The 13,758-nt window shown below is 62.8% G+C and carries 13 protein-coding genes; 2 read left to right on the forward strand and 11 right to left on the reverse strand.

Annotation, left to right across the window (positions count from 1 at the left end; translation table 11 throughout):
* The first annotated feature begins 50 nt into the window (after window positions 1-50).
* Window positions 51-512 carry a tetratricopeptide repeat protein gene (locus C5L14_RS23425; RefSeq protein ID WP_105864503.1) on the forward strand — a complete coding sequence of 154 codons (462 nt, stop codon included), beginning with the start codon at window positions 51-53 and terminating at the stop codon, window positions 510-512.
* A gap of 202 nt (window positions 513-714) precedes the next feature.
* On the opposite strand, the gene C5L14_RS23430 is transcribed toward C5L14_RS23425, so the two are convergent.
* The 5 genes from C5L14_RS23430 to yajC form a co-directional block, all read right to left on the reverse strand.
* Window positions 715-1,602: a phytoene/squalene synthase family protein gene (locus C5L14_RS23430; protein ID WP_245197069.1), complete on the reverse strand. Its 888-nt coding sequence runs from the start codon at window positions 1,600-1,602 to the stop codon at window positions 715-717.
* Complete coding sequence (locus C5L14_RS23435; RefSeq protein WP_105864504.1) at window positions 1,599-1,979, reverse strand: Mth938-like domain-containing protein; 381 nt, start codon at window positions 1,977-1,979, stop codon at window positions 1,599-1,601. The genes C5L14_RS23430 and C5L14_RS23435 overlap by 4 nt, the downstream gene beginning before the upstream one ends.
* A gap of 6 nt (window positions 1,980-1,985) precedes the next feature.
* Window positions 1,986-2,927 (reverse strand): protein translocase subunit SecF, encoded by a 942-nt coding sequence (gene secF / locus C5L14_RS23440; RefSeq protein WP_245443527.1) that lies wholly within the window; start codon window positions 2,925-2,927, stop codon window positions 1,986-1,988.
* Window positions 2,928-2,948: 21 nt separating this feature from the next.
* Window positions 2,949-4,547 carry a protein translocase subunit SecD gene (gene secD / locus C5L14_RS23445; protein WP_105864506.1) on the reverse strand — a complete coding sequence of 533 codons (1,599 nt, stop codon included), beginning with the start codon at window positions 4,545-4,547 and terminating at the stop codon, window positions 2,949-2,951.
* Between the two features lie 132 nt (window positions 4,548-4,679).
* Window positions 4,680-5,030 (reverse strand): preprotein translocase subunit YajC, encoded by a 351-nt coding sequence (gene yajC / locus C5L14_RS23450; protein WP_105864507.1) that lies wholly within the window; start codon window positions 5,028-5,030, stop codon window positions 4,680-4,682.
* Window positions 5,031-5,413: 383 nt separating this feature from the next.
* Here yajC and C5L14_RS23455 point away from each other — a divergent pair, with 383 nt between their 5' ends.
* Window positions 5,414-6,280 (forward strand): ATP-binding protein, encoded by an 867-nt coding sequence (locus tag C5L14_RS23455; RefSeq protein ID WP_105864508.1) that lies wholly within the window; start codon window positions 5,414-5,416, stop codon window positions 6,278-6,280.
* A gap of 92 nt (window positions 6,281-6,372) precedes the next feature.
* On the opposite strand, the gene C5L14_RS23460 is transcribed toward C5L14_RS23455, so the two are convergent.
* The 6 genes from C5L14_RS23460 to tatC form a co-directional block, all read right to left on the reverse strand.
* The gene (locus C5L14_RS23460; RefSeq protein ID WP_105864509.1) at window positions 6,373-8,169 is read right to left on the reverse strand and encodes a peptidoglycan DD-metalloendopeptidase family protein; all 1,797 of its coding nucleotides are present in this window, start codon (window positions 8,167-8,169) and stop codon (window positions 6,373-6,375) included.
* Between the two features lie 318 nt (window positions 8,170-8,487).
* On the reverse strand, window positions 8,488-9,708 hold the full coding sequence (locus tag C5L14_RS23465; protein WP_105864510.1) for a cytochrome P450: 1,221 nt from the start codon (window positions 9,706-9,708) through the stop codon (window positions 8,488-8,490).
* 289 nt (window positions 9,709-9,997) lie between these two features.
* Complete coding sequence (locus C5L14_RS23470) at window positions 9,998-10,684, reverse strand: protein-L-isoaspartate(D-aspartate) O-methyltransferase (protein WP_105864511.1); 687 nt, start codon at window positions 10,682-10,684, stop codon at window positions 9,998-10,000.
* Window positions 10,685-10,704: 20 nt separating this feature from the next.
* Entirely contained in the window at window positions 10,705-11,463 is a 759-nt protein-coding gene (surE, locus tag C5L14_RS23475) for a 5'/3'-nucleotidase SurE (RefSeq protein ID WP_105864512.1), read from the reverse strand.
* Between the two features lie 180 nt (window positions 11,464-11,643).
* Complete coding sequence (serS, locus tag C5L14_RS23480) at window positions 11,644-12,927, reverse strand: serine--tRNA ligase (RefSeq protein ID WP_105864513.1); 1,284 nt, start codon at window positions 12,925-12,927, stop codon at window positions 11,644-11,646.
* Window positions 12,928-12,965: 38 nt separating this feature from the next.
* Window positions 12,966-13,757 (reverse strand): twin-arginine translocase subunit TatC, encoded by a 792-nt coding sequence (gene tatC, locus C5L14_RS23485; protein ID WP_105864514.1) that lies wholly within the window; start codon window positions 13,755-13,757, stop codon window positions 12,966-12,968.
* Window position 13,758: the final 1 nt, after the last annotated feature.

The following is a 13,758-nucleotide window of genomic DNA, read 5'->3' on the forward strand; positions in this document are numbered from 1 at the left end:
CCGATCGACGTTTCTAATCCCGCCTCGTCCTCTACGAACAGGATCCTGCCATGCCCCGCCTCCATGGCCTTGCGTCCGCCTTGGCCCTGCTTCTCGCCACCGGCCCGGCCTCGGCTGCCGACACCTCGTCCGACGCCCCTGCTGCTGCGGCGACGCCCGACCTCGCCTCCATCCGGGCCCAGATCAAGGTGGAGGACTACAAAGCCGCCATAGCGGCCCTCCAACCCCTGGCCGACCAGGGCTCGAAAGATCCCGACGTCTACAATCTGCTCGGCTTCAGCCTGCGCAAGAGCGGCGACCGCAAGACCGCGCAAACCTTCTACGAGAAGGCGCTCGTCATCGATCCCAACCACAAGGGCGCCCTGGAATATCAGGGCGAGCTCTTCATCGAAAACGGCGATCTTCCCAAGGCCCAGCAAAATCTTGCGGCCCTGGTCAAGCTTTGCCCCCAGGGCTGCGAAGAGCGCGAAGACCTCGAGAAGGCGCTGGCACAGGCCGCCAAGCCGAAATAGTCAGTCCCGCCTGACCCGTTCGGGCCAGCGCCGATGCAATTCCCTTAAGCGCCTTCGAGTTTGCTCGAGCTTTGTCATTGCCGGGCTTGACCCGGCAATTCAGCCTGGGTCTCCGCGTTGCGCGGGGCAGCTTCCGAAGAGTCGGGTCAAGCCCCGCTATGACCATTCGGAACGCTTCCTTCCTACATGAGCTGCATTGGGTCTAACGCAGCTTGCGCGAGAAACGCCACAGATGCCATTGGCTGCGCCACTGCGGCAAGTCGGCTTCGTGGCGAAACCGGTCGAAACCAGGGCGAGCCATACGCCTGAGCAAAGGGTCGACCAGCCCGAGGCCGATATAGGCGGGCGCCACCGTGACGGGCGCGGCTGGCAGCAATTGCTCGGCCGTATCCAGATGATGCCGCGCCACCCCGGCGAGCTCGGCGAACATCGCACGCATCTCTTCGGTATTGCGCCCGTTCAGCAGGTCCTCGCGAGCCATTCCGTGCTTGAGCACGAGATCGGCCGGCACGAAAATCTGCCCCCGCGCCGCATGCCGGGCGGCCTGTTTCATCAGGGAGGCGATACCATAGGCCACACCGGCATGCCCGGCGAGATCGGCACTGCCGGGATCCCCGCCATCGGCAAGGATGAGGCTGGCCAGTCGAAACAGGCTGGAATAGGCCTCGCCGCAATAGCCCTCCAGATCGCCGATGCTCTGCAGCAGATCGTCATAGAGATCATGCGTATGGGCATCGATCAGGGTTGCGAGCGCGGAAACAGGCAAATGGTAGCGGTCCACGGCCGCGAGCAATTCGGAGGCAACGGGATGCCCCGATACATGTCCCCTCGCCTGCCCCTCCAGCAGGTCCCGCCACCATTGCAGGCGGACCTCGCCCGGCAGGGGCTCCGACACCATGTCCCGTATGCGCTCGATTTCGCTGTTGAAGGCGTAGAGCGCATTGAGGCCGCGCCGATGCTCGGCCGGCGCAAACAGATTGGCAAGCCAGCGATTGCGATCATGTTCGCGTAGCAGGCTCGCGCAATAGGCTTCGTTGCTCATGCTGACATTGGTATTGGCCAGGGAATTGGCCGGTCGATCGGCGCTCATGGCACGGCGATCAAGGCAGCAGCGACGCGCCGATCCTCGGCGAGCAAGACGTTCCAGGTGCGTGTGGCCGCGCCCGTCGGCATCGCGTCGACGACGATCTTCAGATCGCGAAAACGCCAGCGCAGCGCCTCGGGGAAAAAAACAACATCGGGGCCGGTGCCGACAAGCAGGATCTCGATGGCATCGGCTTCCGCGAAGACCGGCTCGAAGGCCTGGACCGAGAACTCGGCCGCGCTCGTCACCGGCCAGGCATGCATGCCCGAAGGCAAGCAAAGAAGCGAGCCGCGATGCGACATTTCCGCAAAGCGGAAACCGCCGGTGCCATAGGCATCGATCGGCGCCACACGCGGCAGGAAGCGCCGTTCGCCTCCGGTCATGGCAGCTTACTCCGGCTTGTCGCCTCCGGCCGTCTCATGGCTGCCCGGACGCAGGCCCAGATAGATCAGGACGGGCGAGGCAATGAAGATCGAGGTGTAGGTACCGACCAGCACCACACCGAACAGCATGGTGGCAGTGAAGCTGTGAATGGCGTGGCCCCCGAACAGAAGCAGGGCGAGCAGCGCCAATGCCACGGTGACATGGGTGATCACCGAGCGCGACAGCGTGGCGTTGATCGATTCGTCCAAGAGCTCATCCATCGGCTTCTTCTTGTACTTGCGCAGGAGCTCGCGGATACGGTCGTAGATCACCACCGTGTCGTTGAGCGAATAGCCGAGGATGGTCAGCAGCGCGGCGACGCTGGTGAGGTCGAAATCGATCTGCGTCAGCGACATGAAGCCGATGGTCAGCACGATATCGTGCACGTTGGCGATCATGGCGCCGACGGCGAATTGCCAGTCGAAGCGGAACCACAGATAGATCAGAATGCCCAGAATGGCGACGAAGATGCCAACTGTGCCGACCGTCACCAGTTCCTGCGAGACGCTCGGACCGATGATCTGGATCTGGTCGTCCTTGCCGGAAATATAGTCGGGCGCAAGGGTCTGCTTGACCTTCTCGGCTACCGCATTCTGCTCCGCGTCGCCGCCCGGCTGCAGGGCGATGCGCATGAGCACCTGCCCCTTATCGCCGAAACTCTGGATCTGGACCTCGCCCAGCCCGAGCGGGGCCAGCTTGTCGCGAATGGCCTGCACATCGGCCTGCCCCGATTGAGCCGTGACGCCAAGGGCGATGCCGCCCTTGAAATCGATGCCGTAATTCAGGCCATGGGTAAAGAAGAGCACCAGAGCCAGGATCGACAGCACAGCCGAAATCGGAAAGCTGATACGCCGAAACCGAATGAAGCCGAAGCTGGTGTTGTCGGGAACAATGCGAAGATGGCGCACCGCGCTCACTCCATCAATCTATCAAATCGGGATGGAACGAGGCTTGACCCCGCGATACCACCAGGAAACCAACAGGCGCGTGACCGTGAAGGCAGTGAACACCGTGGTGATGATGCCGATTCCCAGCGTCACCGCGAAGCCCTTCACGGCGCCGGTGCCGACGAAATACAGCACGGCAGCGGCAATGAAGGTGGTGATGTTGGAATCGAGAATGGTCGCCAAAGCTCGGGCAAAGCCGGCATCGAGCGACATCAGCACGGTTCGTCCGGCCCGAACCTCCTCCCGTATGCGCTCATAGATCAGCACGTTGGAATCAACCGCGATGCCGACCGTCAGCACGATGCCGGCGATACCCGGCAAGGTCAGTGTCGCACCGAGCAGGGATAGAATGCCGAAGATCATGCCGACATTGAGGGCCACGGCGATCGAGGCGATAATGCCGAACAGGCCATAGCTGGCAATCATGAAGCCGACGACCAAAAGAGAGCCGACCAGGGCCGCCATCTCGCCGGCACGAATGGCCGCCTGCCCGAGGCCCGGGCCGACCGTCTGCTCCTGAATCACCGTCATCGGCGCGGGCAAGGCGCCCGACCGCAGCAGCAGCGCCAGATCCTGCGCCTGCTGCGTCGTGAAGCTGCCGGAGATTTGGCCCGAACCGCCAGTGATCGGTTCGCGAATGACGGGCGCCGACAACACCTTGCCATCGAGCACGATGGCGAAAGGCTTGTTGACATTCTCCGTCGTGACACGGCCGAACTGGCGAGCGCCATTGGTGTTGAAGCGGAAGGAGACCACGGGCTCACGCGTATTCTGGTCGAAGCTCGCCTGGGCGTCGGTCAGTTCGTCGCCGGCGACCATCACCTGGTCTTCGATCAGATAATTCTGGCCTCCGTCCGCCGACGGCAGAACCGTGGAGCCCACGGGCGGCCGCGTGCGCATAGCCTGGTCCACAGGCATGCTCAGATCGACCAGGCGAAACTCGAGCTTGGCCGTCTGGCCCAACAGATTCTTGAAGCGATCAGGATCTTCCAGCCCTGGCAACTGCACCACGATGCGATCTTCGCCCTGGCGCTGAATGATCGGCTCGACCACACCGGTCTGGTTGACGCGATTACCGACGATCTCCACCGAACGCTGGACGATGCGGGTCATGCGGTCACGCAGGCCTTCATCGGTCAGTGCCACGCTGACCTGCCCCGGCGTCGAGGATGTGATGGTCGCGGTGCGGTTGCCGGTGCCGAACAGATTGCCGTCGGCGGGGTTGCCCAGCACCTGCAGCAGCTGAACGGCCTTTTCGGTGTCGGCCGGATTGGGCAGCGTCACCAGGATGCCGCGCCCCTGCAGGGCGGCCTGGCTGCGGATCTTGTTGTCGTTCAGGATCTGGCGCGCCTGCGAGCGCAGGCTGGCGACCTGTTCCTTGATCACCGCATTCCTGTCGATCTCGAGCAGGAAGTAGGAACCGCCCTGAAGATCGAGCCCGAGCGTCAGCGTCTTGTGCGGCAGCCAGGACGGCATCGCCTTGACCCAACTGGCCGGCATCAGATTGGGTGCGGCGAGCCATAGACCGATCAGCAAGGTGAGAAGAACCGAAGCCGTCTTGGCGGGAGAAAAGTGCAGCATAGCGGAGCAATTCCGAGCCTTGACAGGCCATTCTCAGGACAGTCGGGAGATGAAGAACCGCGCCGACCCTATCCTGAGTCTCTTATCGTGTCTTGTGATCGAAACCAAAGAAGGGCGTTACCCCTGCAGGCCTCAGGCAGCTTCGGTCTTCTTCACCGGCTCGGTCTTGGAGCGGACGGTGACCACCATCTCGCGGATGACCTTCACGCGGACTCCTTCGGCGATTTCGGCCTCGATCTCGGACTCGCCTTCGACCGCCTTGGTGACCTTGCCGATCATCCCGCCCGACATCACGATGGTATCGCCACGACGGATTGCCTTTAGCAGAGCGGCCTGTTCCTTCGCCTTGCGCTGCTGAGGGCGGATCAGCAGGAAATAGAAGATCACGAACATCGCGATCGGCAGCAGCAGCGTGCCGCCGAGACTGGAGAACAGGTCGCCGCCGCCCTGGGCTGCCTGGGCAAAGGCTGGTGTCGTGAACATGGGATCGCCTCTCAAGAGAAGCGGCCGGGACAGCCCAGCCGCGAATTCGCGCGGAATATAGTGAACCAGCCACCGAAAGCAAACAGAACGCCACTTTCGCCTAGCACATGACGAAAAATTCATGGCTAACGATGTGGGAAACCGTCCGTTCGGCTATCACGGCCTTTCGTCACGGACCAAGCGCCGGCGGGGAATCGCGCTCCCTGCGTCAAGGGAGCAGCCGGCTGGTCACGCCCCTGCCACGATCGGCGTCCGCCGGCGCCAGCCGTTTTGCGGCCGGTATCAAGCCTCGTCTGAGGGCGGGCGCGGCATGGCGCCGCTTTTCAGCGCCCCGCCGGCGCGTTAGAGACGAAGAGCCCCGAAATTCATTTCATCTGGTTGCCATGACAAACGTTTCATCCAGCGAATTGCCGCAATTGCTCGCCCGCATCGCCGAAGCGCTGGAGCGGCTGGCGCCGCCCGCCGCCATCAAGGCCGACTTCGATGCCGCCGAGGCCTTCATCTGGCAGGCCAGCGAAAAATATCTGCAACCCGTGCCGAAGGTGAACAGGGTTGCCATGCCGCTGCTCAAGGGCATCGACCTGGTGCGCGATCTCCTGGTCGACAATACCGAGCGCTTCGCCCGCGGGCTGCCTGCCAACAACGCCTTGCTCTGGGGGGCCCGCGGCATGGGCAAGTCGTCGCTGGTGAAGGCATCCCATGCCGACATCAACGCCAAGGTCGGCGGCATCCTGAAGCTGATCGAGATCCATCGCGAGGACATCGACAGCCTGCCCGAACTGATGAACCTCACCCGTCGGGCTCCCTATCGCTTCATCGTGTTCTGCGATGATCTCTCCTTCGACAGCGACGACACCTCCTACAAATCACTCAAGGCGGCGCTGGAGGGGGGCGTCGAAGGGCGTCCGGACAATCTCATCTTCTACGCAACCTCGAACCGTCGTCACCTGATGCCCCGCGATATGATCGACAATGAGCGATCGACGGCGATCAATCCCGGCGAGGCGGTGGAAGAGAAAGTGTCGCTCTCCGATCGTTTCGGCCTGTGGCTCGGCTTCCATCGCTGCAGCCAGGACGATTACCTCGACATGGTCTATGGCTATGCCGATCATTTTGGCCTCGATCTCGATCGCGACACCATGCGGGCCGAGGCCCTCGAATGGGCGACGACCCGCGGCGCCCGCTCCGGCCGTACGGCCTGGCAATATGTGCAGGATCTCGCAGGTCGACTGGGCAAGACCCTGAACTGAACGGCTTCCTTCGGCGTAATGAAAAGTGGCCCGACATCACTGCCGGGCCACTCGAGCTGCTTCGGGGTCTCGCGGAGAAGCAGATTTCGTTATCAGGTGCCGGAAAGATAGCGGGTCGGATCGACCGGCGCTGCACCTTTGCGGACTTCGAACAGCACCTGCGGCGAGGTCACGTTGCCGGTCTGGCCCGCTGTCGCGATCGTCTGGCCTCGCCGGACGGTTTCGCCCTTCTTGACGTCGAGCTGCTTGGCATGGCCATAAGCCGTGACATAGCCGTTGGCATGGCGGATGAGGATCAGATTGCCATAGCCTTTCAGTTCGTTGCCGGCATAGGCGACGACGCCATCCTCGGCAGCCTTCACCTCGGTTCCTTCCGGCACGGAAATATTGATGCCGTCGCTGTTGCGGCCGAAGCTCTGGATGATGCGCCCCTTCACCGGCCAGCGGAACTCCGGGCTGCCCGGAGTGGCGGCATTGGCGTCCTTCGGCAGTTCCGCGGCAGGAGCAGCCGGTAGCTGCGCGCTTGCGGCGGGCGGGATCGTTCCGGTCGCGACCGGCGCAGGCTGGCTGGCTTCGGCAGGCTTGACCGGCTTGGCGGCTGCCACCTGAGCGGGCTTGCTGACCGGCACCTTCTGCTTGGCTGCCGCCAGCTTCTCGGCCTTGAGCTTGCTCGCTTTGACCGCATCGGCCGGCTTGGCAGCCGCCACCTGGGCAGGCTTGGCCTTGACCTCGGCCGGAGCAACCCTCGCCGTCTGAACCGGCTTGACGGCAACCGGCTTGACGGTCGCGGTTTTGACGGTCTGCCCATGCGGCGCGGCTACCTGCATAGCCTCGGCGGCAATCGACTTCTGCGTCTTGGTGGTCTTCACCGGAGCCGGGGCGGCTGCACGTGCTGTTTGCACCGGCTTGGGCGCTGCCACAGGCCGCGGCTGCACGGCCGCGGCGACCGGCACGTCACGAGGCGGACGGTTGTCAACGACAGCTTCGGCCGCCGGTGCCGGCGCAGCGGCGTGGGCGGTTCCGCGTACGACCAGTTTCTGGCCGATTTTGACGCTCATCCATTCATCGATACCGTTCTCCTTGGCCAGACGCGGACGCGTCGTGCCATAGGCCTTGGCGATCGACGTCAGCGTCTCGCCCGGCTTGACGACGTGAACGCCGGAGGCAGCAGCGACAGGAGCCGGCTTCGGCTTGGCGCCCGCTGCCGGCGTGGTGGCGACAGGGCGAACCTTGACCTCGCCAACGCTACCGCGCGACGTTTCAGGCGCATCGCCGGGATAAGGCTGGTCGGTATTCGCGGCCACCGTCGTCACCGCGGCATTGCCATTCTGGGCCGCATTGTAGACGGGAATGATGACTTGCTGTCCCGGTGTCAGCGAACGGGAAGTCAGGCCATTGACCTTCATGATCGCATCGGAGGGCACGCCGTAGCGGTTGGAGAGCGTGTTGACGGTCTCTCCTGCGGCAGCGGTGACCGGCGTTCCGCCCGTGGCGGTCCAGCCACCGGCCTTGAAGCCACCAATCTGCGGCGCTGGCGTCGAGATCGCGCCGGTCACGATCGGCTGCTCGCCGCGCGCCAGGCGATATTGCGTGGAGGGCGTGCTGCGTTGCGCCACGGCGCCGACCGGCGGCAGAGGCTGCGAGGCAACCACACCCGCCGCGGGCACGGTGTTGACGGCGTAGCCGGAGTTGTCATAGCGCGGCCTCGCCTTGGAAGGCTGGGGCTGGGCGTAGGCCAACTGGTTGTCGCTCGAGGTGAACGGATTGGAGAAGGGATTCTCGGCGAACCTCGATGTGTCGCTGCAGCTTGCTGCGAGGCCTGCCACCAGGGCGATCACGGCGACGCGCGACAAGTGGCGCGAACGGATCAATTCGATCGGAAAACGCATAGGACGCTCACACCCACGCTTGAGAAGAAGATGGGGTGATTAAGCCTCTATTGGGGTAAACAACGCCTTAAGAGCCGGACTCAATTTGGACAGAATTTGGAAAAGGGGCCCGATTGCACGGGGGCGTACAGGCTGCCCTGCGCGCGCCTCATCTCATTGAGATCGCTTTACTTTTCAGCCTAGAACTTCACGCTCCAACCTGTGTCCCGGCAGGAGTTCACAATCGAGGGACAGGATCGCTCCCGCCTCAGGCGTTAAAGCTACGCCGCGCCGGCATGCGCAGGGAATCGGCATCACCGGCGCGACTCACGAAGGGCGTCAGAGTGTCCATTCCAGACGGAGATTCTCGGCGCTGCGAATGCCGCCATGGCCCTCGACCTTCAGCTTGCCGACGAGCCTGGCCTGCGGAACACGACTGACGAGCGCCGCCAACCCTTCTTCCAGTTCGGCTTTTGCCAGGGCCTCGCCCAGACAGCGATGGGCGCCGCCGCCGAAAACATAATGCCAGCGCGTGTGATCGGTCCGCCTTATGTCGAATCGGTCGGGCTCGCCGAACACATCGGGATCGCGCAGAGCCGACATGGTGGAGAGCATCAGCAGCGACCCCGGCGCCAATGTGTGGCCGCCGATCTCGATGTCCTCCAGCACCAGCCGAGGCAGCGACGCCACCGAGGGCTCGAATCGCAGAGCTTCGGAAACCGCACCGGGAATGAGGCTGGGGTCGTCGCACACAGCCTGCCACTGTTCGCGATGCTCGAGCAGAAGCGCGGTCTGGATCGCCATCGAGGCCCGCGTGGTATCGCTGCCGCCCAGCACCACGATGATGATCTGCATGATCGCCTCGAGGGGCGTCATCTCGGGATTCTCATCAATGGCGGCGATATAGTCGGACAGGAAATCACCGCGAGGGTTCTGACGGCGTTCCGCGACCAGCTCATACATGTAGTCCGTCATCTGACGGCAGGCATCCTCGAGCTCAGGAATGTCCTTTTCTGTCCAGGACGTGCCCAGGCTGCGGGCAATGATATAGATCCAGCGCGCGAATTTCGGAATGTCGGCCTCGGGCATCCCGAGAATGGCGGCGACAGTATGGGCCGGAATGATTGCGGAATAGTCCTCGAACAGGTCCATCCCGCCAGCCTCGTAATGCCGATCGATCAGTTTCTCCGCCATGGCCCGCACTTTGGGGCGGACCTCGGCGACCATCTTGAAGGCGAAGGTTCGCGCCATCGGCCCGCGACGCCTCTTATGAGCGGCCCCATTCGAAAGCAGCATGCATTTGTCATAGAAGTCGAAGAGCGGCCCGGAGGTGACCCCTCTCAGCTGCAGGAGTTCCGTTTCGATCTGGCGCGTGCGCTCGTCGGTGGTGAGGCTGACGACATCCTTGGCGCGCAAGATAAAAAGCGGGCCGTCGTCCCGTCGGATGAAAGGCGTCTCCGGTCGAAATTTGCGGAACAGGGCATGCGTGTCCTGGTCCAGTTCGGCAATGCTGAATGTTGGAATATCTGAATAGAATTGTTGTGCTGCCTGTTCGGTCATCTCAAATCCCCCAACCGACGTGCTGTTAGACCGATCGGCCAGGAGCGATCTTAAAATCAGACCTGGGCTGCCAATCCCGCGCCGTCGGAAACGCCGCATACTGCACGGGATGGCGGTATCCCGCCATCCCTCCGCGACCTGAATTTGCTGCGATCCACCAGGGCCGATACTTCGCCGTCGCACCGACAACCCGGCGACCGAAGTCTAGTCGGCACGAAAGACTGAACTGTCTTGCAATAATTGCGTCGACGGGACGAAAAACCGGGCCGGCCTTAGATTCGGCAGAGGCTCAAAGCCGGTCGGCCACACCCAGAATCATGGATGCGGCGCGGATATCCATCAGGGGCGTATGATGGAAGCCGTCGGCGTCGCGCACGATCATGGTCAATTGCTGCTCTTCGCCCGGCGGGCCGATAGGCGCTATCATGCGCCCTCCCAGGGCCAATTGATCCAGTAGCTCTTCGGGGATCTCGCTCATCGCCGCCGTGGTGACGATACGATCGAAGGGTGCCTGCTGTCGCCAGCCGGAACTGCCATCGGCCACCATCATGGTGACGTTGAGAATGGTGACGGCCCTCAGCCTCTCCTCGGCCTCGGTGACTAGGGTGCGCCAGCGGTCGAGCGTGAGGACACGCTTGGCGAGGCGTCCGAGCACCGCCGTCAGATAGCCCGAGCCCGTGCCGATCTCCAGCACGCGGTGCAGCGGTTCGACATCCAGGCGTTCGGCGATGGTGGCTGCGAGCACTGGAGGGGTGATGGTCTGGCCGCACTGGATGGGAAGACTGAGATCGCGCCAGGCGAACTCGGCGAACTCCGGCAGCACGAAGACCGGGCGCGGCAAGGTGGAAACGGCATTCAGCACCTTCTGGTCCGTCAACCCGTGACGGCGCAGGCGCAGGATGAAGGCCATCATCTCCTGCGCATGTTCGTCGTCGGGATTCACAAAGGGCTCATAGTCCGTCATGTTGTCCGTCATGATGTCGGTCTTGGCACCGTTTAAAAGGCATCCGAAAGGCGTTTCAAAGCCGGCACGTCCGTCAGGTTGAGATGAAGGGGCGTGACGGAAATGCGCTTGTTGAAGAGAGCGTCCAGATCCGTACCTTCGAGCCGGGGCGGCGTTTCACGGCGCGGAGCCAGCCAGTAATAGGGGCCGCCGCGAAAATCCTGTCGCTCGACCACGTCCACCAGGGCGGCGTCGCGCTGTCCCTGCGTGGTCACGGCAATTCCTGCGACTTCGTCGGGCTCGCAATTGGGAAAATTGACGTTGAACAAGGTTCCCTTGGCGAAACCATGGGCCAGGAGCTTGCGGATCACGCCGGGTGCATGCTGTTCGGCACAATCCCAACGCATGCCGTCCCTCCCCCCGATGCCATAGGCCTGGCTGAGCGCGATCGAGGGAATCCCGAGAACGGTACCTTCCATGGCAGCAGCCACCGTGCCGGAATAGGTGACGTCTTCGGCGATGTTCTGGCCGCGATTGACGCCGGACAGCACCAGATCCGGCTGCTTGCCCTTGAGCAGATGCTGCACGCCCATCAGCACGCAATCGGTCGGCGTCCCGCTGACCGCATAGCGCTGTTCCTCGATCTGGCGCAGGCGCAACGGCGTGCTGAGCGAAAGGGAATGGGAAACGCCGGACTGGTCGGTTTCGGGCGCTACGACGATCACGTCGTCACTCAGGCTGCGTGCGATCTTCTCAAGCGAAACCAGGCCGGGCGCGTGGATGCCATCATCGTTGGTAATCAGAACTCGCATCCGCCGTCCGTCCTTGCTCGCTGAGTCCACGCCAGTGTGCCACAGGAAAAGGAGCTCCGGCGAGAGTTTGTCTTACACAATCCCCTGCCGCTGCAAAAATCCTTGCAGAAACAAATGATTGCTGCGCCCTTCCTGATTCTGGAATCAGGAAGGGCGCGGCAAGATAAGCAGAGGCGGGGCTTATTGTCTTTCGATCCGGCGCAGGCCGCCCATATAGGGAACCAGAACGTCCGGAACGGTGATGGAACCGTCCTCATTCTGATAATTTTCCATCACGGCCACGAGCGCACGGCCGACCGCCACGCCCGATCCGTTCAGCGTATGCACGAAACGAGGGGCGCCTCCGGATTTCGGGCGGGTGCGCGCGTTCATGCGGCGCGCCTGGAAGTCGCCACAGACCGAGCAGGAGGAGATTTCGCGGAACAGCCCCTGTCCCGGCAGCCAGACCTCGATGTCATAGGTCTTCTGCGAGGCAAAGCCCATGTCGCCGGTGCACAGCGTCATCACCCGGTAATGCAGATCCAGCCCCTTCAGTACGGCTTCGGCACAGGCGAGCATGCGTTCGTGCTCGGCCCGGCTCTGTTCGGGCGTGGTGATCGAGACGAGTTCGACCTTCTGGAACTGGTGCTGACGGATCATGCCCCGAGTATCGCGCCCCGCCGCGCCGGCTTCGGCCCGAAAGCAGTGGGTCAGCGCGGTGTAGCGCAGCGGCAGCTCCTCCTCGGCGGTGATGGCGTCGCGCACGAGATTGGTCAGCGAGACCTCGGCCGTCGGAATCAGCCAGAAGTCGCCGGGCTGTACGCGGAACTGATCCTCGGCGAATTTCGGCAGTTGGGCGGTGCCGATCATGGCATCGTCGCGCACCAGCAAGGGCGCAGCGACCTCCGTATAGCCGTGCTCGCCGGTATGCTTGTCGATGAAATACTGACCGATCGCCCGCTCGAGCCGGGCCAGGCTCTTCTGCAACACCACGAAGCGGGAGCCGGAGAGCTTGGCGGCAATCTCGAAATCCATCAGGCCGAGCGCCTCACCCAGTTCGAAATGCTCCTTGGGGGCGAAGGTATAGGCTCGCGCCACGCCATGGCGGTGGTGTTCGACATTGCCGTGTTCGTCGGCGCCGGTGGGAACCTCGTCGAGCGGCAGGTTCGGAATCGAGATGAGCTGGTCGTAGAGAGCCTTGTCGGCGAGTCGCAACGCTTCCTCGTCAGCCGGCATCGAGGCCTTGAGAGCATTGACCTCGGCCATAAGCGCCTGTGCCCTGGCTTCGTCCTTGGCCTGCTTGGCAGCGCCGATCTCCTTGGAGGCGGCGTTACGGCGCTCCTGGGAAGCTTGCAGCCTGGCGACGAGCGCACGGCGGCTCTCGTCGAGCTCGAGTATGGTGGCGGCCAGCGGCTCGAGCCCTCTGCGAACTCGGCCTTGGTCGAAGAGACCCGAGTTCTCGCGGATCCACTTCACATCATACATCAGATCAACTCCAGAACGGACGTCAGGACACCGACGGGCTATTCCGAAGTCTGAGCATCGCTTTCCGCGCGCTTCTTCTCAACCCACCGGACCGAATAGATCGAGAGTTCGTAAAGGAGCACGCCCGGCACGGCAAGCGCGATCATGCTCCAGGGGTCGGGCGGCGCCAGAACGGCGGAGATCGCCGTGACGATGACGATGGCATAACGCCGTTTTTCCTTGAGGAAGGTGGAATCGACCACCCCGATCCGCCCCAGTAGCGTCAACACCACCGGCAGCTGGAACACCAGCCCGAAGGCGAAGATCAGGTTCATCAGCAAGGAAAGATAGCCATCCACCGTCGCCAGCAATTCGATGGTAGCGATCCCACTGCCGCCGATCTGCTGCATGCTCAGCGCGAAATGCATCACCGCCGGCATGGCCAGGAAATAGACCAGCAACCCGCCGAGGAAGAAGAACAGAGGCGTGGCGATCAGATAGGGCACGAAGATGTTTCGCTCGTGCCGATAGAGACCGGGCGCGATGAACCGGTAGATCTGGATGGCGAAGAAGGGAAAGCCGATGAAGGCGGCGGTGAAAAAGGCCACGCGGATCTGGGTGAACAGGAAATCCAGCGGGTGAGTATAGATCAACTTCACCTGGCCGGCGGGATAGCTCGACGCAGCCCATTCGTAGGGCCAGAGGAGAAAATTGTAGATCGTTTTAGAAATCGCGAAAGCGCCGATGAACAGGACGATGAACGCAATGCCGGATTTCATCAGGCGCGAGCGCAACTCGATGAGGTGGTCGAGAAGCGGCGCCTTGGAGGCGTCGATGTCGTCTTCGGTCATC

Source organism: Labrys okinawensis (genome assembly GCF_002982075.1).
Taxonomy (GTDB): Bacteria; Pseudomonadota; Alphaproteobacteria; order Rhizobiales; family Labraceae; genus Labrys; species Labrys okinawensis_A.